This window comes from Streptomyces graminofaciens, assembly GCF_030294945.1.
Taxonomy (GTDB): Bacteria; Actinomycetota; Actinomycetes; order Streptomycetales; family Streptomycetaceae; genus Streptomyces; species Streptomyces graminofaciens.
Window position 1 is genome coordinate 10,962,499 of sequence record NZ_AP018448.1, and the last position, 23,049, is coordinate 10,985,547.

The 23,049-nt window shown below is 70.9% G+C and carries 16 protein-coding genes and 1 pseudogene; 14 read left to right on the forward strand and 3 right to left on the reverse strand.

All coding sequences use genetic code 11. From position 1 onward, the window contains the following. Nucleotides 1–633: 633 nt before the first annotated feature. Nucleotides 634–1,533 (forward strand): annotated as a pseudogene (locus SGFS_RS48410) (S8 family serine peptidase); the annotation flags it as partial. A 683-nt stretch (nucleotides 1,534–2,216) separates the two neighbouring features. Here the strand turns inward: SGFS_RS48410 and SGFS_RS48415 are convergent. Further along, a complete protein-coding gene (locus SGFS_RS48415) occupies nucleotides 2,217–3,836 on the reverse strand; it encodes a PucR family transcriptional regulator (RefSeq protein WP_286260413.1) in 1,620 nt (539 codons plus the stop codon). Between the two features lie 293 nt (nucleotides 3,837–4,129). Here SGFS_RS48415 and SGFS_RS48420 point away from each other — a divergent pair, with 293 nt between their 5' ends. Genes SGFS_RS48420 through SGFS_RS48430 form a run of 3 tightly spaced genes read left to right on the forward strand, consistent with a single transcriptional unit; the run spans nucleotide 4,130 to nucleotide 9,707 of the window. Beyond that, nucleotides 4,130–5,398 carry an aspartate aminotransferase family protein gene (locus SGFS_RS48420; protein ID WP_286259092.1) on the forward strand — a complete coding sequence of 423 codons (1,269 nt, stop codon included), beginning with the start codon at nucleotides 4,130–4,132 and terminating at the stop codon, nucleotides 5,396–5,398. Beyond that, nucleotides 5,395–8,271, forward strand: a complete 2,877-nt coding sequence (locus tag SGFS_RS48425; RefSeq protein WP_286259094.1) for an FAD-binding and (Fe-S)-binding domain-containing protein — start codon at nucleotides 5,395–5,397, stop codon at nucleotides 8,269–8,271. Before SGFS_RS48420 ends, SGFS_RS48425 begins: the two co-directional genes overlap by 4 nt. Next, nucleotides 8,268–9,707, forward strand: coding sequence for an NAD-dependent succinate-semialdehyde dehydrogenase (locus SGFS_RS48430; protein ID WP_286259096.1), 1,440 nt, complete (start codon nucleotides 8,268–8,270; stop codon nucleotides 9,705–9,707). Before SGFS_RS48425 ends, SGFS_RS48430 begins: the two co-directional genes overlap by 4 nt. A gap of 132 nt (nucleotides 9,708–9,839) precedes the next feature. Here SGFS_RS48430 and SGFS_RS48435 read toward each other — a convergent pair whose 3' ends face one another. After that, nucleotides 9,840–10,583, reverse strand: a complete 744-nt coding sequence (locus SGFS_RS48435; RefSeq protein WP_286260414.1) for an IclR family transcriptional regulator — start codon at nucleotides 10,581–10,583, stop codon at nucleotides 9,840–9,842. A gap of 334 nt (nucleotides 10,584–10,917) precedes the next feature. Beyond that, on the reverse strand, nucleotides 10,918–11,664 hold the full coding sequence (locus tag SGFS_RS48440) for an IclR family transcriptional regulator (RefSeq protein WP_286260415.1): 747 nt from the start codon (nucleotides 11,662–11,664) through the stop codon (nucleotides 10,918–10,920). Between the two features lie 282 nt (nucleotides 11,665–11,946). Here SGFS_RS48440 and solA point away from each other — a divergent pair, with 282 nt between their 5' ends. The 10 genes from solA (at nucleotide 11,947) to SGFS_RS48490 (ending at nucleotide 23,026) form a co-directional block, all read left to right on the forward strand. After that, nucleotides 11,947–13,086: an N-methyl-L-tryptophan oxidase gene (solA, locus tag SGFS_RS48445; RefSeq protein ID WP_286259097.1), complete on the forward strand. Its 1,140-nt coding sequence runs from the start codon at nucleotides 11,947–11,949 to the stop codon at nucleotides 13,084–13,086. Further along, on the forward strand, nucleotides 13,083–14,150 hold the full coding sequence (locus SGFS_RS48450; RefSeq protein WP_286259099.1) for a M14 family metallopeptidase: 1,068 nt from the start codon (nucleotides 13,083–13,085) through the stop codon (nucleotides 14,148–14,150). Before solA ends, SGFS_RS48450 begins: the two co-directional genes overlap by 4 nt. Nucleotides 14,151–14,227: 77 nt before the next feature. Then, nucleotides 14,228–15,334, forward strand: coding sequence for an ABC transporter substrate-binding protein (locus SGFS_RS48455; RefSeq protein WP_286259100.1), 1,107 nt, complete (start codon nucleotides 14,228–14,230; stop codon nucleotides 15,332–15,334). Continuing rightward, nucleotides 15,327–16,472: an ABC transporter ATP-binding protein gene (locus SGFS_RS48460; protein WP_286259101.1), complete on the forward strand. Its 1,146-nt coding sequence runs from the start codon at nucleotides 15,327–15,329 to the stop codon at nucleotides 16,470–16,472. Before SGFS_RS48455 ends, SGFS_RS48460 begins: the two co-directional genes overlap by 8 nt. A 1-nt stretch (nucleotide 16,473) precedes the next feature. Beyond that, nucleotides 16,474–17,406, forward strand: a complete 933-nt coding sequence (locus tag SGFS_RS48465; RefSeq protein WP_286259104.1) for an ABC transporter permease — start codon at nucleotides 16,474–16,476, stop codon at nucleotides 17,404–17,406. Beyond that, nucleotides 17,403–18,269, forward strand: coding sequence for an ABC transporter permease (locus SGFS_RS48470; RefSeq protein ID WP_286259105.1), 867 nt, complete (start codon nucleotides 17,403–17,405; stop codon nucleotides 18,267–18,269). The genes SGFS_RS48465 and SGFS_RS48470 overlap by 4 nt, the downstream gene beginning before the upstream one ends. Beyond that, the gene (locus SGFS_RS48475) at nucleotides 18,266–19,657 is read left to right on the forward strand and encodes an aminotransferase class III-fold pyridoxal phosphate-dependent enzyme (protein WP_286259106.1); all 1,392 of its coding nucleotides are present in this window, start codon (nucleotides 18,266–18,268) and stop codon (nucleotides 19,655–19,657) included. The genes SGFS_RS48470 and SGFS_RS48475 overlap by 4 nt, the downstream gene beginning before the upstream one ends. Before the next feature lie 23 nt (nucleotides 19,658–19,680). Next, nucleotides 19,681–20,634, forward strand: coding sequence for a succinylglutamate desuccinylase/aspartoacylase family protein (locus SGFS_RS48480; RefSeq protein ID WP_286259107.1), 954 nt, complete (start codon nucleotides 19,681–19,683; stop codon nucleotides 20,632–20,634). Further along, entirely contained in the window at nucleotides 20,631–22,091 is a 1,461-nt protein-coding gene (locus tag SGFS_RS48485) for an aldehyde dehydrogenase family protein (RefSeq protein WP_286259108.1), read from the forward strand. The genes SGFS_RS48480 and SGFS_RS48485 overlap by 4 nt, the downstream gene beginning before the upstream one ends. Continuing rightward, nucleotides 22,088–23,026, forward strand: a complete 939-nt coding sequence (locus SGFS_RS48490; RefSeq protein WP_286259109.1) for an aldo/keto reductase — start codon at nucleotides 22,088–22,090, stop codon at nucleotides 23,024–23,026. The genes SGFS_RS48485 and SGFS_RS48490 overlap by 4 nt, the downstream gene beginning before the upstream one ends. The last annotated feature ends 23 nt before the right edge of the window (nucleotides 23,027–23,049 follow it).

Sequence of the window (23,049 nt, forward strand, 5' to 3'; positions counted from 1 at the left end):
CGAGGCGGCTTGCGCAGGAGAGGGCCGTGGTGCGGTGGCTGACGACCACCGACCAACAGGGTCATCGCCTGTCAACGGCCACATGTACCTGACGAGCGTGCGGGCCCCCAGTTCGACGGGTGCGGCGCCGGCGTCCAAGCGGGTGACCTCCAGGACGTCATCCACGAGGCGGCGCAGGTTACGGGCGCTGTCGCGTACCCGGTCGGTGGCCCGTCCAGGTGGCAGTAGCCGATGCCGGCATGCCCGCCACGGGTGTGCGCCAGACGCCGGGCGACGGTGGGCGGAATGACGGCGCAGTCGGGCTGTCTCGGCGGCATTCGCCGTCCTGCCCGCCGTGATCACCCTGGTCAACTACCTGCGGGACGTCCCCGACGAGCTGTGCGAGGAGATATGGGGTCGAGGTTGTCCCGTATGGCCGGACGTAAGGAGAGCTGACAGCTTGCCTTCATAAGAACCCCATGAATCTTCAATGAAAAACCCCTGAGTGCCTGGCAGGCTGCGTGATCATCCGGGGTCTCCCGGACCGCGGCGGTCGAGGTGAGCGTTCCCGCCGCGACTTCCCCCTTCCTTCAGCATCAGGGATTTCGGCATGCCCTCCACCCCCACCGCGCCCCTGTACCGGGCGTCAGACGCATCTCCCGCACTGCTGTCGCCGCCGGTTTGGCGGCTGTGCTGTCCGTAACCGGACCATTCGTCTTGGTCTCCGCCGCCGACGATGCGTCAACGGCCGCCGTTCCGGCGGACGGCCTCAAGTCGGCCGTTGACAAGCTCGGTTCCGACGACGCCGGTCTCCTCGCCGAGGCCAAGGCTGAGCAGGCCAGAAACATCACCATGATGATCGCCACCGCGCCCGGTCGGATCGAGCAGGTCGCCGACCAGTTGGACGCGGTGAAGGGCGGCTCCGTGGGCCGCACATACGACAGGCTCGGGTATGTCCGCGCCACCGTCCCGACCGGCAGGGCGGACGCGGCGATCGCCGCCGCCGCGAAGTTGTCCTCCGTGCGCGCGATCGACCTGGACCGGACGATACGGCTCGACGACCCGGTTCAGCCTCCCATCGCCGCCCGGGGCACCCCATCGTCGTCGACGGCGAAGACGTACGCCGCGCCCGACAAGAACACCCCCGCCAAGAACCCGTACAACCCGGCCTTCGAGACGGGTGCCGTCGACTTCGTGAAGGAGAACCCGAAGGCCGACGGCAGAGGGATCACGATCGGGGTTCTCGACACAGGGGTCGACCTCGCCCACCCGGCACTGCGGAAGACCACCACCGGCGAGCGCAAGATCGTCGACTGGGTGACGGCCACCGACCCGGTCATCGACCGCGACGGCACCTGGCGCCCCATGACGACCTCCGTGTCCGGGCCCGCCTTCACCTACGACGGCCGGAACTGGAAGGCGCCCGCCGGCTCTTACCAGGTCAACGTCTTCCGGGAGTCCGTCACCAGCGGCACCGAGTCCGAAGGAGACGTGAACCGGGACGGCGACACCACCGACGCCTGGGGTGTGCTGTACGACGCGGCGGCCGGCACGGCCGGACCACCGCCCATGCGCCGAAGAACCGCCTCTCCCCTCCACGGCTCGTTCTCCCGCCAGCACCGGCCGAGGTTTTGAGGCACAGATTCAGCGAACAGTTCCCATACACTGCGGCCCACCATCTGCCACGGCTCGAATCCCAGCGGATCACGAGCGCCGGACTCCCACGCGCTCGCCTCCCCCGTAGGCATCACCACGCCGAGAGCGCCGCCGTCCACCGGCATCGGCGCGGCTGGACCGGCATCGGTGAACGTGGGCACTGCATCATCGTTCATGGTGGTTCGCAATCCGGCGCCCGGCCTCCTCGCACCTCGGGATCAAGCGTGGGCGGCCCCTACCAGCGTGCGCTGCGCTCGGCTCCGCTGCAAGGCGGCACGAAGAGGACGGCGCGCCGAACGCGCCCCTCGTGGGTGTAGCCGAGGCGTGGTCGACCTGGCGGAGAGCATGCCGCAGATTGGCTCGATGTGGTTCGCCTCAGCCGGCACGAACTGCGCACCGCCCACCGCCCACCGGTCCTGGAACCCTGGTCGCTCCGTCTGCGTCCTGCGCGCTCCGACACGATCGAGGTTGCCGCGATCTTCTTCGGCGTGTTCCCGCCCGTGGTGTCACCGCCCAGCGGGATGTGAACCGTCTATTGCGTCAACAGTCGGCGCTGCATGAGCCGAGGTTTCTCGGAGCCGTCAGCGGACTCGCAGCATGTCGAGAGCCGTGAGGGCCACGTGCAGTTCGGTGCGCTGTGCGCCGGATTCGAGGTCACAGCCGAGGAGGCGTTCGATGGTGCGCAGGCGTTGGTAGAACGTCTCGCGCGACAGACCGCCGCGGCGGGCGGCGCTGGTTTTGTTGCCGGCCACGTCGAGGTAGTGGCGGAGGGTCGTCAGCAGGTCGGTGCCGTGTCGGGCGTCGTGATCGAGGAGCCGGCCGAGTCGTCGTTCGGCGTATTCCTGGATCCGGGTGTCCTCGCGGAGCGCGTACAGCAGGCGGCGCAGGTCGACATCGCGGAGTTCGTGGAAGGAGCGGCCCGGGGGGAGAGGCTGGTCGGGTGGGGTGGCCTCGGCCACGCGGCTCGCCTGGTGGAAGGAACGGGGAGTGTCGGTGAGGTGGTCGACCTCCAAGCCGACGCTCACGACGGCCCGCGGGGAGAGGTCGCGCGCCACGTGGCTCAGCCGTTCGACCACCGGTTGCCAGGGGTGTGAGGCGCTCAGGGCGAGCAGTACTCCCAGGCGGCCGGGGGCCAGTTCGCCGATGAGTGCCGGGATTCCCGTGGCGCGCAGGACTTGGGAGAGGCGGGCCTCGGGATGCGCTGTGGTGTCCATTGCGGGGAGGTCCACCACGACCGCGAGGAAGCTGCTGTTCTCGGTGGGCAGGCCCAGTGCGGCCAGCCGGGTGCAGGCGTCCGCTGCGGAGCGGTGGCGCTGCTCGACGAGGTCGCGCAGGGCGTTGCGGTGAGCGGTGCTTTCCCAGGGGGTTGGGTGGGTGAGGCGCGCGACGGTCAGGGCCATCGCCGTCCTTTCCAGGACGGTGATGTGCTCCGGTCCGAAGGCCGGTTCGGTGGTGGGGACGGGCAGCATGGTCACGCGGCCCCAACGTTCACCTTGATACTCGACCGATGCGGTGAGCCAGCCTTCCGGGCCGCGTCGGCTCGTGCGGTCGCCGGGCGGGGTCGCTCTCGAGCGCTGCTCCCAGTCGGTCAGCGCTTCCTCCAGGGTGGCGCCGGAGGGTTCGCAGATCAGTGCCTGGTGGACCAGATTTTCCAGGACGACCGTGCGGCCGCTCATCTCGGCTGCCGCGCGTAGCACGTCCTCCGGTCCGGCGCCGCGCAGCGTCAGCGTGGTGAACGCCTCGTGGATGCGCTGGGTGCGGCGCATCGCCTCGGCCTGGTGGCCGAGGATGAGGCCGTGGACGACCTGGGTGACCTCGAGGAAGTTGACGTCCTTGGCGAGGGTGATCAGGGGCAGCCCGCGGGTGCGGCAGGCGTGGACGAGTGCGTCGGGCGGGCGGTGGTAGCGCCGTACGAGTTCGATGACCAGGGCCGCCGCCCCGATGCGGGCGAGTTCGTCGACGTAGCGTTGGATGCCTGCGGACTCCTCGGGCAGGGGCATGCCGGTGGTCAGGACGAGTTCGCCGCCCTTGAGGAATGACGCGGGATCCGTCAGCTCGGTGATGTGGACCCAGCGGACCGGCCGGTCGAGCAAGGTCACGCCGGTCACGACCTGGGGCTGGCCGGCGGCCAGGACGGGCAGAGCAAGGACGTCGGCGACGGTGAGGGCGCGGGCGGGCGGGGTGCGGTCCGGGCCGCCCATGTCCGGCGGTCGTGCCGTCGAACGGCTGTCGTTCACGGTGTCTCCATGGGGGTGCCCCGCCCGAGCGAAGCCGAGAGGGGGAGTGCCCGGCCACTGTGACAAGCCTCGCTGACCTGCGCAAGGGCAGTCCTGCCTCGGTGGATGAGGCAGTGAGCGCCGCATTTCCGGCCCGTGCTTGACAGAACGTCCGAACAGCGGACCCGTACCGGACAGATCGCGCGTTGGCTCGCCGCCGGGCGACGGAGATGCTCGGCAGAGCGCACCAGTCCGACGACCCACGCTGGGAGACGAACATGACCGCACTGTCGCCGCACCTTCGCCAGGCCACGCCAGTGGTGGCGGTCCGGGGCGAGGGCGTCCACCTCTACGGTGAGGACGGCCGTCGCTACCTCGACTTCACCGCCGGTATCGGCGTCACCAGCACCGGGCACTGTCACCCGAAGGTCGTGGCGGCGGCGCAGGAGCAGGTGGGCACGCTGGTGCACGGCCAGTACACGACCGTCATGCACCAGCCGCTGCGACAGCTCGTCGAGAAGCTCGGCGAAGTGCTGCCGGCCGGCCTGGACAGCCTGTTCTTCACCAACTCCGGCAGCGAGGCCGTCGAGTCCGCGCTGCGTCTTGCCCGCCAGGCCACCGGCCGGCCGAACGTCATCGTGTGCCACGGCGGCTTCCACGGTCGTACGGTCGCCGCCGCGTCCATGACCACCTCCGGTACCCGCTTCCGCTCCGGTTTCTCGCCGCTGATGAGCGGTGTGGTCGTCACCCCCTTCCCGTCTGCCTATCGCTACGGCTGGGACGAGGAGACCGCGACCCGCTTCGCCCTGCGGGAGCTGGACTACACCCTCCAGACGATCTCCTCGCCCGCCGACACGGCCGCGATCATCGTCGAGCCGGTACTCGGCGAGGGCGGCTACGTGCCCGCCACCCGCGCGTTCATGGAAGGCCTGCGGGAGCGTGCGGACCGCCACGGCTTCCTGCTCATCCTGGACGAGGTGCAGACCGGCGTCGGCCGCACCGGCCGTTTCTGGGGCCACGACCACTTCGGCGTCACCCCGGACATCCTCGTCACCGCCAAGGGCCTGGCCAGCGGCTTCCCGCTGTCCGGCATCGCCGCCTCCGAGGAACTGATGGCCAAGGCGTGGCCGGGCTCGCAGGGCGGCACGTACGGCGCCAACGCCGTGGCCTGCGCGGCGGCCGTCGCCACCCTCGACGTCGTACGCGACGAGAGGCTCGTCGAGAACGCCGAGGCCATGGGCAAGCGGCTGCGTCACGGCCTGGAGGCGGTGGCCGACCGCACGCCGGGCATCGGTGACGTTCGCGGCCTGGGCCTGATGCTGGCCACCGAGTTCGTCACCGAGGACGGCAGCCCCGACCCCGAGACCGCCGCCCGCGTGCAGCGCGCCGCGATCGACGAGGGCCTGCTCCTGCTGCTGTGCGGCGCCTGGAACCAGGTCGTACGGATGATCCCGGCGCTCGTCATCGACGAGACGGCGGTGGACGAGGGCCTCCAGGCGTGGGCGACCGCGGTGGAAGCCGGTACCTCAGGAGCATCGCCGCGATGAGCGAGAGCGTGGCGCGGTTGACCGCCCGCCTCACCGAGACGGCTCCCGGCCTGCGGGTGGAGTCCGGCCCGGGCGCCCTCGGCCAGTACGCCTACGACGCCTCCAACTACCGTGTCCCCCCGCAGGCTGTGGCCTTCCCCCGCAGCGCCGACGACGTGGTCGCGGTGCTGCGGGCCTGCAAGGAGACGGGCGTCCCCGTCACCGCGCGCGGCGGCGGGACCAGCATGGCCGGCAACGCGGTCGGGCCGGGCGTTGTCCTGGACTTCTCCCGGTACATGAACCGGATCCTGGACATCGACCCGGCCGGCGGGACCGCGCGTGTCGAGGCCGGAGTCGTCCTCGACACGCTGCAGAGCGCGACCGCCCTGCACGGGCTCTCCTTCGGCCCCGACCCGTCCTCGCACAGCCGCTGCACGCTCGGCGGCATGATCGGCAACGACGCGTGCGGCAACCGGTCCGTGCGGCACGGGCGTACCAGCTCGCACATCGAGGCGCTGGAGATCGTGACGGTCGACGGCGTGCGCGCCGTCGCCGACCGCACCGGACTGCACGCGGTGGACCCGCAGGACGCCGGACTCGTCGCCCGTCTCGAGGCGGACGTACGCCGTCTGATCGCGGACAACCTGGCGCCGATCCGTACCGAGCTGGGCCGCATTCCCCGTCAGGTCTCCGGCTATCAGCTGCACCACCTGCTGCCCGAGCACGGCTTCGACATGGCCCGTGCCCTGGTCGGCACCGAGGGCTCCTGTGCGGTCGTCACCGCCGCGACGGTCCGCTTGGTGGCGACCGCACAGGCTTCCACGCTTCTCACTCTCGGCTACGACGATGTCGTCGACGCGGCCGAGGACGTGTCGGAGATCCTGCGCTGGAACCCCACCGCCGTGGAGGGCATGGACGAGGCGATCGTCGCCACCATGCGCGCCCGCCGCGGCCCGGACTCCGTGACCGGACTGCCCGAAGGGCGGGCCTGGCTGTACGTCGAACTCGACGGCGACGACGAGGCCACGGTCAACACCCGCGCGGCCCAGCTCCTCGACGTGCTCAAGGCACAGGGCCGGATGACCGGCGGGCGGGTCGTGCGGAGCGCGGCCGAACGGCGCTCCCTGTGGCGAGTCCGCGAAGACGGGGCCGGCCTGGCCGCCCGCCTCGTCGACGGTGGGGAGTCCTGGCCCGGCTGGGAGGACTCGGCGGTCGCGCCCGAGAACCTCGCCGGCTATCTGCGGGACTTCCGCGAGCTGCTCGCCTCCCATGTACTCACCGGCGTGATGTACGGGCACTTCGGCGCGGGGTGCGTCCATGTGCGCATCGACTTCGACCTCGCCACGGACGTGGGCCGCACTGCCGCCCGCCGCTTCCTGCACGAGGCGGCCGCCCTGGTCGTCGCACACGGCGGGACCCTGTCCGGCGAGCACGGCGACGGGCGGGCGCGCGGTGAGCTGCTGGAGGTCATGTACAGCCACCGCATGATCCGGGCCTTCACCGCCTTCAAGGATGTGTTCGACCCCGACGGGCTGCTCAACCCGGGCGTGATCGTGGCCCCGGCCCCGCTCGACGCCGATCTCGCGCTGCACCAGATCCAGCCCCTGGCGACGGAGTTCTCCTTCCCGCATGACGAGGACGGCTTCGCGGGCGCGGTACGCCGCTGCGTCGGCGTGGGCCGCTGCCGCAGCGACGCGGGCGGTGTGATGTGCCCGAGCTACCGGGCCACCGGGGAGGAGACCGACTCGACCCGGGGCCGGGCCCGACTCCTTCAGGAGATGGTGCGGGGCGACATCGTCCAGGACGGCTGGCGCTCGACGGAGGTACGGGACGCCCTCGATCTGTGTCTGTCCTGCAAGGCGTGCTCCAGTGACTGCCCGGTCGGCGTCGACATGGCCACGTACAAGGCGGAGTTCCTGCACCAGCACTACAAGGGCAGGATCCGGCCCCGCTCCCACTACTCGCTGGGCTGGCTGCCGCTGACCTCGGCCCTGGCCGGATTCGCCGCCCGCCCCCTCAACGCGCTGCTGCGCGGACCGGTCGGCAAGCTGCTCGCCCGGCTGGGAGGGGTGACCACGAAGCGCCGAATACCGGCGTTCGCCTCCCGGCGCGCACTGCGCGGGGTCCTGCGCGGTGCGAAGAGCGGCGAATCAGCGAGGGCTGTGCTCTTCATCGACAGCTTCACGCGTGCGTTTCGTCCGGAGGTGGCGGGCGCCGCGAGCCGCGTGCTCGCCGACGCGGGAATCCCCTGCACGGCGGAGGACGGCCTGTGCTGCGGCCTGACCTGGGTCAGCACCGGCCAGCTGTCCGTCGCCCGCCGCATCATGGCCCGTACGGTCGCGCACCTCGACAACGGTGACGAGCGGCCCATCATCGTTGCCGAACCCAGCTGCGCCGCCGCACTCAAACGCGACGTGCCCGAGCTCCTCGGCACGGACGCCGCCCGTCGGGTCGCGGAGCGCGTCCACACCTTCACCGGCGCCCTGACCGACCTGGCCGCCCCCGACTGGACGCCCCCCGAGCTGCCGGCCGACGTCGTCCTGCAGACCCACTGCCACGAGTACGCCACCTTCAAGGGCAGCCGCCCCACCGACCTGCTGCGCCGATTGGGTGTCGTCAAGGTCGACGAGGCCGAGGGTTGCTGTGGACTCGCCGGGAACTTCGGCTTCGAGGCGCAGCACTACGACACCTCGATGGCCGTCGCCGACCTGGCCCTGAAGCCACGCCTCGACGGCATCGACCAGGACACGCCGACCGTCGTCGTCGCGGACGGCTTCAGCTGCGCCACCCAGATCGACCACCTCGCCGGTGACCGGGGCATCCGCGCCCTGCACCTCGCGGAACTGCTCGACCCCACCGCCGATCAAGCCGCTCGACCAGGAGGAACCCCATGACCGACACCCCCACGCAGTTGTTCATCGGCGGGGCCTGGGTGGACGCCGCGGACGGCGCCACCATGCCCGTGGACGACCCCGCGACCGGTGAGATCATCGCGCACGTCGCCGACGCGGGCGCCAAGGACGCCCAGCGCGCCGAGGAGGCCGCCGTCCAGGCGCAGGAGGAGTGGGCCCGTACGGCGCCCCGGGTGCGCAGCGAGATCCTGCGCCGGGCGTACGAGATCATCGTCGAGCGCACCGACGAGCTGGCCCACCTGATGACGGCAGAGATGGGCAAGCCCCTGGCCGAGGCCAGAGGAGAGGTGGCGTACGCGGCCGAGTTCTTCCGCTGGTTCTCCGAGGAGGCCGTGCGTATCGAGGGCGGTCACGGTGTCCTGCCCGACGGCCGCAACCGCATGCTGCTCTCCCGCCGCCCGGTCGGCCCCTGTCTGCTGATCACCCCGTGGAACTTCCCGCTGGCCATGGGCACCCGCAAGATCGGCCCGGCGATCGCCGCCGGCTGCACGATGATCCTCAAGCCGGCCCCGCAGACCCCTCTGTCCAGTCTGGCTCTCGCCGCGATCCTCAAGGAGGCCGGGCTGCCGGACGGCGTGCTCAACGTCGTCACCACCTCCCGTGCGGGGGAGGTGTGCGAACCGCTCCTGCGCGGCGGGCGGATTCGCAAGCTGTCCTTCACCGGCTCCACCAACGTGGGACGCCTGCTGCTCGCCCAGAGCGCGGAGGCGGTCGTGCGGACGTCGATGGAGCTGGGCGGAAACGCGCCGTTCGTCGTCTTCGAGGACGCCGACCTGGACAAGGCGGTCGACGGCGCGATGGTCGCCAAGATGCGCAACATGGGCGAGGCCTGCACTGCCGCCAACCGCTTCTTCGTCCACTCCTCCGTGGCGAAGGAGTTCGGGCGGCGCCTGGCCGAGCGCATGGGCGCGCTGGTCGTGGGCCCCGGCACCCGGGACGGTGTCGACGTCGGCCCGCTGATCGACAGGGTCGGACGGGCCAAGGTCGAGGAACTGGTGGCCGACGCGGTGGAGCGCGGCGCCCGGGTGCTCGTCGGCGGCCGTACGCCCGAGGGGCCGGGCTGCTTCTACCCGCCGACCGTGCTCACGGACGTCGCCTCCGACAGCCGGCTGATGGACACGGAGATCTTCGGCCCGGTCGCGGCGATCCTCACCTTCGACGACGAGGACGAGGTGATCCGCCGCGCCAACGACACCCCCTGGGGACTCGTCGGCTACGTCTTCACCGAGGGCCTGGACCGCGCCCTGCGGGTCAGCGAGCGTCTGGAGGTCGGCATGGTCGGCGTCAACACCGGCCTCGTCTCCAACCCGGCGGCCCCCTTCGGCGGCGTCAAGCAGTCCGGGCTGGGCCGCGAGGGCGGCCGGGTCGGGATCGACGAGTTCCTCGAGTACCAGTACCTCGCGGTGCCCGTGCGATGACGGCGGCGGTCCTGCCCTGACATACGCCCCGTCGCGCACCGCGTGGGCCACCCCGTGCCCGGCCGATCCGTCCTCCTGGCCGGGCGCGGGGAAGGTCGGTCTCGCCGTGGGCGGGCCGGGCCGAAGCAGCCCTCAGCGCAGGTGGCGGGCGGTGATCTCGGCCGCCGTCTCGGTCACCAGCTGCCCCAGCTCGGCGAGCCGGCCGGGCTCGAAGCGGGAGTCGGGCAGCGAGACGGCCACGGCGGCCAGCGGGACGCCGTCACCGTCGAGGACGGGTGCGGCGATGGCGCAGATCCCCTGGAGGTACTGGTTGTGGTTGACGGCGTAGCCACGCTCCCTGACCCGCTGGAGCTCCGTGCGCAGCTCCTCGGGGTCGGTGATGGTCTCCTCGCCGTACCCCTCGAAGGTGCCCGTCGCGAACTCGTCGACCTCGGGACGCGGGAGATGGGCGAGGATCGCGTGCCCGGTGGCCGTGGCGTGCAGCGGTGACGTGTCGCCGATGGTGTGGAAGGTCCGTACGGGATGGTCGCAGTCGACGCGGTCCACGACGACCATGCTGTGCAGCGCGTCGGGCACCGAGAGATGGATGGTCTCGTTCACCGTGTCCCGGAGTCGGATCATGGGGTCGCGGGCGGCGGCGAACAGGCTGGAGCCCTGCAGGGCGGCGGGTCGTACGGCCAGTACCCGGGCGCCGATCTCCCAGCGCGTGGTGTCCCTGCGGTTGGCCCGGAGCCAGCCCGCCTCGTTGAGGGTGACCAGAGTGCGCTGCACCGTCGACTTCGGTAGGCCGAAGAGTTTCGTCAACTCGCCCACGGTGACCGGCTGATGCCGGGCGACCGCCTCCAGGATGCGCAGTGACCTGATGACGCTCTTCATTTCCATCCGGGGCCCCCATCAGTCGCGTGGCTTCGTCGCTCACCTTTGACTCCCTCCCCGGAGCCGCGGGCACGATTCATGCCGCATTCTAGCATGGCGTTCCACAATACGGCATGAAGGGGAATTGGGGCCCCATGGCCTTCCCGGCGACGAGCGGCGGGAGCGACTCTGCCCCCGTCGCGCCGTGTCGCGCGGTGGCCGCCCTGGGCCCGACACCCCCCCGTCGGGCCCGGGGTGACGGCTGCCCTGACATGCGGAGAGGGCCGGCTCGCACGCTTCGACGCGTGCAAGCCGGCCCTCGCCGGTCGGGGCCTTCTCGGGGACCCACCTTCCGTCAGCCGCCCAGTAGGCGTCCGCTGATCTCCTCTGCCGCGCCGGCCACGAGGCCACCCCACTCGGACTCCCGTTTCACGTCGTACCGGGAGTCGGGCATCGAGATGGCCACGGCGGCCAACGGCGTCCCGTTCTCGTCGAGCACGGGTGCGGCGAGGGCGTAGACGCCCGGCCGGTACTGATTCCGGTTGACCGCGTAGCCGTCGGCGCGGATCCGGTCCAGTTCGGCGCGCAGCTCGTCGGGGTCGGCGGGGGTCGTGTCGCTGAAGCGCTCCAGGCCCTGGGCGATGAGTTCCTCGACGTCCTGCTTCGGAAGCTGGGCGAGGATCGCCCGCCCCACGGCGGTGGCGTGCAGGGGTGAGGTGTCGCCGATGGTGTGGAAGGTCCGTACCGGGTGGTCGCAGTCGACGCGGTCCACCACGACCACGCACTGTAGAGCGTCGGGCACCGACAGGTGGATGGTCTCGTTGACCGTGTCCCGGAGTCGGATCATGGGTTCGCGGGCGGCGGCGAACAGGCTGGAGCCCTGGAGGGCGGCGGGCCGTACGGCCAGTACCCGGGCGCCGATCTCCCAGCGTGTCGTGTCCTTGCGGTTCGCGCGCAGCCAGCCCGCCTCCGCCAGGGTGACCAGAGTGCGCTGCACGGTCGACTTCGGCAAGCCGAAGAGTTTCGTCAACTCCCCGACGGTGACCGGCTGATGCTGGGCGACCGCCTCCAGGATGCGCAGCGATCTCGTGACGCTCTTCATTTCCATCCGGTTTCCCCCCGTTAATCCGCGGAATTTCTGCTGGACACCTCTTGACTCCTCCTCTGGCCACTGTCATTCTCGTGCCAGATTCTAGCACAGCGTTCCACAATGTGGCACGGCCCAGTGGAAAGGTCCCGCAGAAGCGGGCCGGCACCGCGAGACACGGCGGCTGTGAGCCGAGGACCCGAGGAAAGGGCCTGGCCCCCGCCCAAACCACCTTGAATCAGCCAGCCTCACGTCGGGCGCTCAGCATGCGCCTCGGCGATACGAAAGGAAAGTCCTGTGTCAGCTGCCAGGAAGCGCGTCGCCGTCGTCGGCGTCGGAACGATGGGCAGCCAGGCCGCCTGGCGGCTGGCGGCCCGAGGCGCCGAGGTCGTCGGGTACGACCGGTTCGCCCCGGGCCACGACCGCGGTGCCGCCGGCGGTGAGACCCGGATCTTCCGCAGCGCGCACTTCGAGGACTCCCGCTACGTCCCGCTGCTCAAGCACGCCGACGCCCTGTGGGAGCAACTGCAGCAGGAGACCGGCCGTGAGCTGCGCCGGCTGACCGGATGTCTGCTGATGGGGCCGACCGGGCACCATCAGATGGCCACCGTCCTGGAGTCCATCGCGGAGCACGACCTCGACCACGAGGTGCTGGATGCCGAGCTTCTGGCGAAACGTTTCTCCCAGTACCGCATCGAGGACGGCGACGCGGCCGTGCTCGACCGCCGCGCCGGTTTCATCCGCCCCGAGCTGACCATCCAGAGCGCCGCCCGCCGCGCCGAGCAGCTGGGCGCGGTGATCCACCGCTACAGCACGGTCCGCGAGATCGTCCCCGTCGCGGGTGGTGTCGAGATCCGCACCGACTCCGGCAGTGAGCGCTTCGACACCGCCGTCGTCACCCCCGGCCCCTGGGTCAACGACCTGCTGCCCGACCTGCCGTGGGAGGTGGACGTCCGCCGCCTGGTCAGCGCCTGGTACGTGCCGACCGCCCCCGAGGCCTGGTTCGGCGAGGAGCGCCCGGCGTTCATCCGCACGGCACCCACCCACTGCTACGGCCTGCCCTCCCCGGACGGCATCTCCGTCAAGCTCGGCCTCTCCCGCGCCCTGCACCAGCCCGCGGGCGACCCGAACCAGCTGGACCGGACGGTGCGACCCGAGGAGCTGGAGATCTTCTCCGAGTTGATCGGGCGTCACTTGCCGGACCTGCACCCGGACCCCACCCGGCTCTCCGTCTACATGGAGGGCTACACCGAGAGCAGCCGCCCCCTGGTCGGCCCGCTGCCCGGCGCCGAGAACGTGATCCTGCTCGCCGGGTTCTCCGGCCACGGCTTCAAGCTCTCGCCCGCCTTCGGCGACATCGCCGCAGACCTGGCGCTGGACGGCACCTCGCCCCAGCCCATCGACTTCATCTCCACCGTCGGCCGTACGGAGGCATGACCATGAACGACGCCACCCTCTCCGTCGGCTCCCTGCACGCCGAGCCCGGCACCAAGGCCCGCGGCATCGTCCGGGCCGACCTCGGCACCCTCACCGCGGACATTCCGCTGACCCTGGTCAACGGCTCCCGCCCCGGACCCCGAGTCGTCATCACGGCGGGCGTGCACGGCGGCGAGTTCACGCCCATCGACGCCGTCGTACGGCTGGCGGACCTGCTGGAGCCCGGCGAGGTGCACGGCCAGGTCATCATCTGCCCCGTCGTTAACCCGCCCGCCGTGTACGAGGGCCGGCTCAACATCTCCCCGGTCGACGGCGTGAACCTCAACCGCGTCTTCCCCGGCGACCCGGCAGGCGGCCCCACCGAGCGGCTGGCCGCCTGGCTCTTCGCCCACCTCATCGACGGCGCCGACGTCTACGTCGACCTGCACTGCGGCGGCATCGACCAGGTTCTGAGTGACTTCGTCGGCTACCGCCTCACCGGTGACCCCGACCTCGACAAGACCACGGCCGAACTGGCAGGCTCCTTCGGCATCGAGGACGTCATCCTCGGACTGAAGGCCGACGGCGGCAACAGCCACGCGGCCGCCGCCCGCCGGGGCATCTCGGCGGTCCTGGTCGAGGTCGGCTCACTCGGACAGCGGGACGAGCCCACGGCCCTCCGCCGCGTCGACGGACTCCTCACGGCACTGCGCCACCTGGGAGTCCTCGACCACGAAGGCTCCGCCCCGGCGCCGGTCCGCACCTGGGTCTGGTCCGCCGGCGTCACCGCCGAGGCCACCGGCCTGTGGTACCCGGAGTTCTCCTTCGACGCCGACATCATCGGCGAAGTGACCGAAGGCGACCTCCTCGGCCGCATCGTCGACCCGGCCGACGGCACGGAGCACACGGTCCGCGCCCCGGCCGGCGGACGGATCTTCTACGGCATGCACGGTCTCACCGTCGCCCCCGGCGCCGAACTCGCCGCCCTCGCCGTGCCGTGGGACCCCGACGCGGCCCCGAGCCCCGACACCCTCCGCACCCCCGGCGCGGGCCGCGGGTCCGACGAGGCGGCTCCCCGCCCGTAGTACCTCAACCTCCCTGTCCCGCAGAGCCCCACACCCCCTGCCCCCCTTTCCCTGCAGCACCACCCAGGAGGCACACGATGAGAGATGTCCGGATAGACCGCCGGTTGTTCCTGCGCGGAGTCGGCGGAGTCACGGCGGGTCTCGCCGCCGCGTCCGCCCTGAGTGCCTGTGGCACCGGCAGCAGCCGCAGCACGACCGCCGGTAGCGGCAAGAGCTCCAAGACGCTGGTCGTGCGCAACAGCGGTGGCACGTACGGCGAGGCCAACCAGAAGGCGGTCTACGACGCGTTCACCAAGGAGACCGGCATCCAGATCAAGGTGGTGAACATCGCGTACGCGCAGCTGCTCGCCCAGATCAAGCAGGGCCGCCCGCAGTTCGACGTGATCGACACCTCGATGGCCGACGTGGTGCGCTTCAAGGACGAGGACGCGACCGAGGCGCTCGACTACGACCGGCTGAAGAGCACCAGGAACGCGGGTATCGCCGAGTCGCTGATGATGTCCCACGGCGTCGGCAAGAACTACTGGGCCAGCGTCATGGCGTACCGCACCGACGCCTTCGACGGGAAGAAGCCCGAGAGCTGGGCCGACTTCTGGGACACCAAGGTGTTCAAGGGCAGCCGCGCCCTCCAGGCCCGCGACGCGGACCTGCCCGAGCTGGAGTTCGCCCTCCTCGCCGACGGCGTGCCCCTGGACAAGCTGTACCCCCTCGATGTGGAGCGCGCCTTCAAGGCCCTCGACGACATCAAGGGATCCGTCCGCAAGTACTGGGACACCGGTGCCCTGCCCGGCGTGCTGCTGGGCCGCGAGGAGGTCGTCGCCACCAGCGTGTGGCACGGCCGTCTCGACGCCCTGATCAAGGGGGGCTCGCCGCTGGCGTACCAGTGGAACGGCGCCCGCCGGCAGAGCAACGGCTTCTGCATCCCCAAGGGGACCGCGAACCTCGACGCCGCCTACCAGCTCGTCGACTTCGCACTGCGTCCCGACATCCAGGCCGCCTACGCCGAGGTCTACCCGATGGCCCCGGTGGTGCCCGCCGCCTACAAGAAGCTCTCCTCGGCCGCCGCCGGGAACCTGGCCAGCTCGCCCGAGCACCTGAAGTCCGGGTTCGACCTGGACGTCGAGTGGTGGATCAAGAACGAGGCGGCCGTGTCCAAGCGCTGGCAGGAGTGGGTCAATGCCTGAGCTGAACCTGAAGTCCCCGCACCAGTCCTCCCCGGCGGTCTCCCCGCCGCCGGGGACCGGCACCGGCAAACCCCTCTCCGTCACGGACCTGCGCAAGACGTACAGCGGCGTGACCGCTGTCGACACGGTCTCCATGGAGATCGCGGGCGGCGAGTTCGTCACCTTCCTGGGGTCCTCCGGCTCCGGCAAGACCACCACCCTGATGATGATCGCCGGGTTCTGCGAGCCCGACTCCGGCAGCATCGTCGTCGGCGGCCGTGACGTGACCCGCCTCGCCCCGCAGAAGCGCGGCCTCGGCTTCGTCTTCCAGCAGTACCTGCTCTTCCCGCACATGACGGTCTGGGAGAACGTCGCCTTCCCGCTCCAACTGCGGGGCGTGCCCAAGGCGGAGCTGCGCCGCCGGGTGGGGGAGACCCTGGAGATCGCCGGGCTCTCGGCCATGGCCCGCCGCCGGCCGCGCGAGCTGTCCGGTGGCCAGCAGCAGCGTGTCGCGCTGTGCCGGGCGCTGGTCTACCGGCCGCCGGTGATCCTCATGGACGAGCCGCTCGGCGCCCTGGACAAGAAGCTGCGCGACCAGCTGCAGACCGAGATCAAGCGCATCCAGCAGGAACTCGGCCTGACCGTCATCTATGTGACGCACGATCAGGAGGAGGCGCTGGTCCTGTCCGACCGGATCGCGGTGATGCGGGACGGGCGGATCGACCAGTTCGACACCCCGCGTGAGCTCTTCGAGCGCCCGCGCACCCCGTTCGTCGCCGACTTCCTCGGCGCGGCCAACTTCCTGCCCGGCACCGTCCAGCAGCAGACCTCCGAGCGCACCGTCGTGAAGCTCGACACCGGAGGCCTGCTCAAGGCCCGCCCGCAGACAGGAGTCGAGGGAGCCCGGGTACGGGCCGCAGTGCAGCCCGGCCGGCTCCGGCTGTGTACCCCCGGCGACGGGTTCTGTACCGGCACCGTCGAGACGGTCACCTACGTGGGCACCCTCGTCCGCGTCACCGTCCGCCCGGCGGGCGACGCCGGCACCGGCCTCGTACGGCTGGAACTCCCGGCCGGACAGGCCCCGGTCACCGGCGAACAGGTCAGCCTGACCGCCCACCCCGACGACGTCAGCGTGTTCGCGGCGGAAGGAGGCGGGTGACATGGCCGGATCCGTTCTCGCCCCCGCGCCTCCCGCCGCGGGCCCCAAGGCTCCCGCCGTTTCCCAGGGACGGCTCCGCCGCGCGCTGTCCGAGCGCCGTACCCGCTTCGGGCTGCTCAACGCCGCCCCCGTGGTCATCTATCTGCTGGTGCTGTTCGTCTACCCGATCTTCAGCACCCTGCTCCTCAGCCTCAAGGGCGAGGGCGGCGGCTGGACGCTGCACTGGTACGCAGACGCCCTCCAGGGCTCCAACCTGAAGGTCCTCCTCACCACCCTGCGGATCTCCGCCGAGACCTCGCTGCTCAGCCTCGTCATCGGCTTCCTGCTGGCCGCCGCCGTCTCCCGGCTCAAGCCGCTGTGGGCAGGCCTGGTGATGATCATCGTCATCGTGCCGCACTTCATCAGCGCCCTGGTCCGCACCTACGGCTGGATCATCCTGCTCGGTGAACACGGCGTCATCAACGACGCCCTGACGGACCTGGGCGTCCCGGGTGCGCCCTTCCAGATGCTCTACAACGAACTCGGCGTGGTCATCGGCACCACCTCGGTGATGCTGCCCTACACCGTGCTGCTGCTGTACGCGGTCATGAAGGGCATCGACCGCCGGCTCCCGGCCGCCGCGGCCAGCATGGGCGCGGGCAGGCTGACGATCTTCCGCCGGGTCTACCTGCCGATGGTCGCTCCCGGCCTGGTCAACGCGGGCATCCTGTGCTTCATCCTCTGCCTCGGCTACTACCTCACCCCTGCCCTCATGGGCGGCCCCAAGCAGGCCATGGTGGCCTCGCTCATCAGCGAGCAGGTGATGAAGCAGAGCCAGTGGAACGGCGCCGCCGCGCTCGGCATCATCCTGCTGCTCCTCACCTTCGGGGGTCTGCTCCTGCTGCGGCTGATCAAGGTGCTGAGCGAGGCCGCGAAGAACCGGGGTATCTCATGATCGCGCTGCGCTCGACACTGGCCGGACGGATCTTCCTGACCGTCGCCTCCACGGTGATCCTGCTGTTCCTCGCCCTGCCGATCGTCCTCATCGTCGTCACCTCCTTCGGCAAGGACGCCTTCGGCGCCTTCCCGCCGGACTCCTGGACGCTGGGCTGGTACAAGGTGCTGTTCGCCGACGGCAGCAAGTGGCCGGCGGCGCTGTCGCTGAGCGCCCTGATCGCCTCACTGACCACCGCGTTCTCGCTCCTCCTGGGCATCACGGCGGCCACGGCACTTGTCCGTAGCAACCTGCCGCTGCGCTCGGCGGTGTACGGACTGGTCCTCGCCCCGCTGGTGATCCCCCAAGTGGTCATCGCCCTCGGCCTGTTCCTTCTCTTCGAGCCGGCCGCCATGCTCGGCAGTCCGATCGCCATCGCCCTCGGCCACACCGTGCTCGCCTCACCGATCGCCGTGATGATCCTCATGGCCACACTGAAGGGCATCGACGAACGGCTGGAGGACGCGGCGGCCAGCATGGGCGCCGGCCGTCTCACCGTCGCCCGTCGCATCACGCTCCCCCTGGCGATGCCCGGCATGATCGCCGCCGCGGTCTTCTCCTTCATCACCAGCTTCGACGAGTTCTTCATCTCGCAGTTCCTGTCCTCGGTGGACACCACGACCCTGCCCGTCCAGGTGTTCAACGTCCTCCAGTTCGATGTCGACCCGTCCGTGACGGCCGTCAGCGCGGTGCTCATCGCGATCGCCGTCCTGGCCCTCGTCCTGGTCGCCGCCGTGCGCCGACTCGGCGGTGGCGGAAAGCAGGACGGTCTGCTGCCGACGGAGCCCGCGGTGGGCCTGTCCACCGGGAGTGAGCCCTCATGACCACCAGCACCCGCACCCCGGCCGGTGAACTGTCCGCCACCGCGGCCAGACACCTGCTGCTCAACATGACCCCCAACGGCTCGCTCGGCCCGGAAGGCGAGAACCTCCTCGTCATCCGGCGGGGCGAGGGCCCGTACGTCGACGACGCCGACGGCAGGCGCTACATCGACGGCCTGTCCGGGCTGTACTGCTGCCAGCTCGGCTACTCCTACGGCCCCGAGTTCGCCGAGGCGGCGGAGAAGCAACTGCGCGAGCTGTGCTACAGCCCGCTGTGGACCTCTTCCGCTCACCCGACGGCGATCGAACTCGCCGAGCGGCTGTCCCGGATCGCCCCCGTGGACATCGAGCACACCTTTTTCTCCAGCGGCGGCGCCGAAGCCGTCGAGACCGCCTGGAAGATCGCCCGCCGCTACCACGCGCTGCGCGGCGAACCGGGCCGCACCAAGGCCATCGCTCGGCGCGGCGCCTACCACGGACTGACCATCGGCACCCTCTCCCTCACCGACGACCCCGGCCTGACGGAGCCGTACGGCCCGCCGGCGATCGACACCCGGTTCGTGGCCAACACCAACCGCTTCGGTCTCGCACCGGAATACGCGGACGACGGCCTGTACACGGCCCGGCTGCTCGCCGAGCTGGAGGACGCGATTCTGGCCGAGGGTCCGGAGACCGTCGCCATGCTCATCGCCGAGCCGGTGCAGAACCGGGGCGGCTGCATCACCCCGCCCCAGGGTTACTGGCAGGGTCTGCGGGCGCTGGCCGACCGGTACGGACTCCTGCTCGTCGCCGACGAGGTGATCACGGCCTTCGGCCGGCTCGGGGAGTGGTTCGGCGGGGACCGCTACGGCGCCCGCCCGGACATGGTCACCGTCGCCAAGGGCATCACCGCCGGTTACGCCCCCATGGGGGCAACTCTGGTCAGCCAGGGTGTCGTCGAGGTCGTCAACCGGCCCGGCGCGGTCCTCAACCACGGCTACACCTTCGCCGGGCACCCGCTGAGCGCGGCCATCGCCCTGCGCAACCTGGAGATCATGGAGCGGGACCGGATCCTGGAGAACGTCCGTGACCTCCAAGGCCACTTGGCGGGCCGCATGGCATCCCTCGCGGACCTGAGAATCGTCGGCGACGTCCGGGGAGCCGGGTTCTTCTACGCCTGCGAACTCGTCGGCGACCACGAGGACGGCGGCTTCGGCGACACCGCCCGCGCCGACCTGATCGCCGACCTGATCCCGCGCCGGCTGCGCGAGGCCGGCCTCCTCGCCCGCGTCTACAACCGGTCCGCGCCACTGGTCCAGATCGCGCCCCCGCTGATCAGCGACCGGGCCCTTCTCGACCGTATCGCCGACATCCTCGCGGAGACCCTCGCCGAGGCGTCCGCCCGCATCTGATCAATGTTTCGGAAAGGAACGACATGTACTCCATCGGTCCACTGACCGTCGCCCCCGGCGAGCGCGCCCAAGGCCTCATCCCGGTCGGCACCAGCAGCTACGGTGTGGAACTCGGCATCCCACTGATCGTCGTCAACGGCGCGCAGGACGGCCCGGTCCTGTGTGTGGACGCCGGCGTGCACGGCGACGAGTACGACGGCCAGGAAGCCGTCCGCCGCGTGGTCGCCGAGATCGACCCGACCACCCTGCGCGGCACGCTCGTCGCCATCCCGTGCATGAACACCCCGGCCTTCGAGGCGGCGGCCCGCACCAGCGGCCTGGACCACCTCAACCTCAACCGCATCTTCCCCGGTGACGCGGACGGCTCGTACTCGCTGCGCCTGGCCGCCACCTTCGTCGAGCAGGTCGTCCCGGCCATCGACGCCCTGGTCGACCTGCACACCGGCGGCACGTTCGGTGAGATCGCCCCGCTGGTCATCCTTCAGGGCGGCTACGAGGAACTGGCGACGGACATGGCCCTCGCGGCCGGGCACGAGCTGGTCTGGAAGGGCGGCAAGTGGGGCGGCACGGTGCGCCATCCCACCCTCGCGGCGGGCAAGCCCGCCATCACCATCGAGGTCGGCGGCGGCACCTACCGCGAGGAGAACGTCACCCTGCACATGCACTCCATCCGCAACATCCTCCGGCAACTCGGCATGATCGACGGTGCGGCGGAGCTGCGGGACACCTACACCACTGTCTCCGGCACTTTCGCCCGCTCCGACGCCGGCGGCTTCTTCGTCGGCCACGCCGAGCCGGGGGACACCTGCAAGGAAGGCGACCTGATCGCCCACATCGTCGACCACTACGGCAACACGCTGGAGGAGGTCCTCGCCCCGCAGGACGGCATCGTGCTCTGGGTCCGCCGGATCCGTACCGTCCGCCCCGGCGACGAGGTCGTCATCTTCGGCGAGGTGCAGGGAGAGATCCGGCCATGACCGACGAACTGCGGCTGACCGAGCTGCTCATCGACGGCAAGCAGGTGCCCGCCGCCGACGGCCGCTTCTTCACGGTCCTCGACCCGTCCGACGGTGCGGTCATCGCCCAGGTGGCGCTGGCCGGCAAGGCGGACGTGGACCAGGCGGTGGCGGCGGCCCGCTCGGCCCTCACCTCTCCCGCCTGGGCCCGCATGCGCGCCGCCGACCGGGGCCGGGTCCTGTACCGGATCGCGGAGGCCATCCGCTACCAGGGCGAACGGCTGGCCCGGCTGGAGAGCCAGGACGTCGGCAAGCCGCTCAGCCAGGCGAAGGCCGATGTCGAGGCCGCCGCCCGCTACTTCGAGTTCTACGCGGGCGTCGCCGACAAGCTCGGCGGCACCACGATCCCCCTCGGGCCCGGCCTGATCGACTACACCGTGCGTGAGCCGATCGGTGTCTCCGGCCAGATCATCCCGTTCAACTACCCGCTGCAGAACACCGCGAGGGGCTCCGCCCCCGCGCTGGCGGCCGGGTGCACGGTGGTGCTCAAGCCGTCGCCCGAGGCGCCGCTCACCCCGCTGGAGATCGGCAGGATCGCCCTGGAGTGCGGTCTCCCGCCGGGTGTCCTCAACGTCGTCCCCGGTGACGGCGAGACCGGCGCGGCCCTCGCCGGACACCCGGACATCAACCAGGTCACCTTCACCGGCTCGGTGCCGACCGGCATCAAGGTCGCCCAGGCCGCCGCCGCCAACGTGGTCCCCTCGGTCACCGAGCTGGGCGGCAAGTCGCCGGTCGTCGTCTTCGCCGACGCCGACTTCGACCTGGCGCTGACCGCCGTCGCGGCCTCGGCCTTCGGCAACGCCGGCCAGACCTGCTCGGCAGGCACCCGGCTGCTGCTCCAGCGCGGTGCCGAGGAGTTCCTCGACAAGCTGGTCGCCCATGCCGCCTCCCTGCGTGTCGGCCCGGGGCTCACCGACCCGGACGTCGGCCCGCTGGTCGCCGCCCGGCAGCGCGACCGGGTGCTGGGCTACCTGGGCCTGGCCCGCGAGGAGGGCGCCGTGGCACGGGCCGGCGGCCGAGCTCCGACCGACCCGGCCCTGGCCGACGGCTACTACGTCGAGCCGACCGTCCTCACCGGCGTCACCAACGACGCCCGGTGCGCCCGCGAGGAGATCTTCGGCCCCGTCGTCACCGTCATCGAGTTCGACGACACCGACGAGGCACTGGACATCGCCAACGACAGCCCGTACGGGCTGGCTTCCTACGTCTGGACCCGCGACATCGACAAGGCGATGCGCCTGGCCGAGGGCATCCGGGCCGGACAGGTCTACGTCAACGCCACCGGCGTCGGCACCGGCGTCGAGCTCCCGTTCGGCGGCTACAAGCACAGCGGCTGGGGGCGGGAGAAGGGTCTCGCGGCCCTCGACAGCTACACGCAGACCAAGAACGTCTGCATCGGATTCGGGAGGCGGTCATGAGATACCGCCCGCTGGGCGAGCGCGGCCCGACCGTCTCCGTGGTCGGTGTCGGCGGCAACAACTTCGGCTCCCGCCTCGACGAGGACGGAACGAAGGCGGTCGTCCACGCGGCCCTCGACGCCGGGATCACCCTCTTCGACACCGCCGACATGTACGGCGGGTTCGGCGAGAGCGACAACGGGCGCGGCGACGGCGAACGACTCCTCGGCGCCGCCCTCAAGGGGCACCGTGACGAGGTCGTGCTGGCCACCAAGTTCGGCATGGAGATGGGTCAGGAGGCCGATCTCTACGGCCGGCGGGGAGCCCGCCCCTACATCCGGTACGCCGTCGAGGCGTCGCTGCGCCGCCTGGGCACCGAACGGATCGATCTGTACCAGTACCACGAGCCGGACGGCGTGACTCCGCTGGAGGAGACGGTGGCCGCGCTCCGGGAACTGGTCGACGAGGGCAAGATCGGCCACATCGGCTGCTCCAACCTGCCGGCCGAGCAGCTCACCGATGCCTTCGTGTCCACCCAGGCCCGCTACCACCTGCTCGACCGCAGTGTGGAGCAGGACCTGGTCCCCGCCTGCGTCAGCCACGGCGTCGGCCTCCTGCCGTACTACCCGCTGGCCAACGGCCTGCTCAGCGGAAAGTACCGGCGCGGAGAGGAGCCCCCGCCCGGCAGCCGGCTGTCCTGGCGGCAGGGCTGGCTCACCGACGCGGCCCTCGACAAGGCCGAGGCGCTCACCGCGTACGGCGCCGAACGAGGACTCACCCTCCTCCAGGTCGCCGTGGGCGCGCTGGCCGCGCTCCCCGCCGTCGGCTCCGTCATCTGCGGCGCCATGACCCCCGAACAGGTCACCGCCAACGCGGCGGCGGCCGACTGGATCCCCGACCCGGCCGACCTGGCCGCACTCGACGCGATCGTCACCCCCGGCGAACGTGTCATCTGAAGCCACCGAATCCCCTTCGCCAT

Coding starts and splice junctions, on each gene's coding strand:
- SGFS_RS48415 (WP_286260413.1), bottom strand. CDS start 3,836: ATGGGCGGCCCGGACCGCACCCCGCCCGCCCGCGCCCTCACCGTCGCC.
- SGFS_RS48420 (WP_286259092.1), top strand. CDS start 4,130: ATGACCGCACTGTCGCCGCACCTTCGCCAGGCCACGCCAGTGGTGGCG.
- SGFS_RS48425 (WP_286259094.1), top strand. CDS start 5,395: ATGAGCGAGAGCGTGGCGCGGTTGACCGCCCGCCTCACCGAGACGGCT.
- SGFS_RS48430 (WP_286259096.1), top strand. CDS start 8,268: ATGACCGACACCCCCACGCAGTTGTTCATCGGCGGGGCCTGGGTGGAC.
- SGFS_RS48435 (WP_286260414.1), bottom strand. CDS start 10,583: ATGAAGAGCGTCATCAGGTCACTGCGCATCCTGGAGGCGGTCGCCCGG.
- SGFS_RS48440 (WP_286260415.1), bottom strand. CDS start 11,664: ATGAAGAGCGTCACGAGATCGCTGCGCATCCTGGAGGCGGTCGCCCAG.
- SGFS_RS48450 (WP_286259099.1), top strand. CDS start 13,083: ATGACCATGAACGACGCCACCCTCTCCGTCGGCTCCCTGCACGCCGAG.
- SGFS_RS48455 (WP_286259100.1), top strand. CDS start 14,228: ATGAGAGATGTCCGGATAGACCGCCGGTTGTTCCTGCGCGGAGTCGGC.
- SGFS_RS48460 (WP_286259101.1), top strand. CDS start 15,327: ATGCCTGAGCTGAACCTGAAGTCCCCGCACCAGTCCTCCCCGGCGGTC.
- SGFS_RS48465 (WP_286259104.1), top strand. CDS start 16,474: ATGGCCGGATCCGTTCTCGCCCCCGCGCCTCCCGCCGCGGGCCCCAAG.
- SGFS_RS48470 (WP_286259105.1), top strand. CDS start 17,403: ATGATCGCGCTGCGCTCGACACTGGCCGGACGGATCTTCCTGACCGTC.
- SGFS_RS48475 (WP_286259106.1), top strand. CDS start 18,266: ATGACCACCAGCACCCGCACCCCGGCCGGTGAACTGTCCGCCACCGCG.
- SGFS_RS48480 (WP_286259107.1), top strand. CDS start 19,681: ATGTACTCCATCGGTCCACTGACCGTCGCCCCCGGCGAGCGCGCCCAA.
- SGFS_RS48485 (WP_286259108.1), top strand. CDS start 20,631: ATGACCGACGAACTGCGGCTGACCGAGCTGCTCATCGACGGCAAGCAG.
- SGFS_RS48490 (WP_286259109.1), top strand. CDS start 22,088: ATGAGATACCGCCCGCTGGGCGAGCGCGGCCCGACCGTCTCCGTGGTC.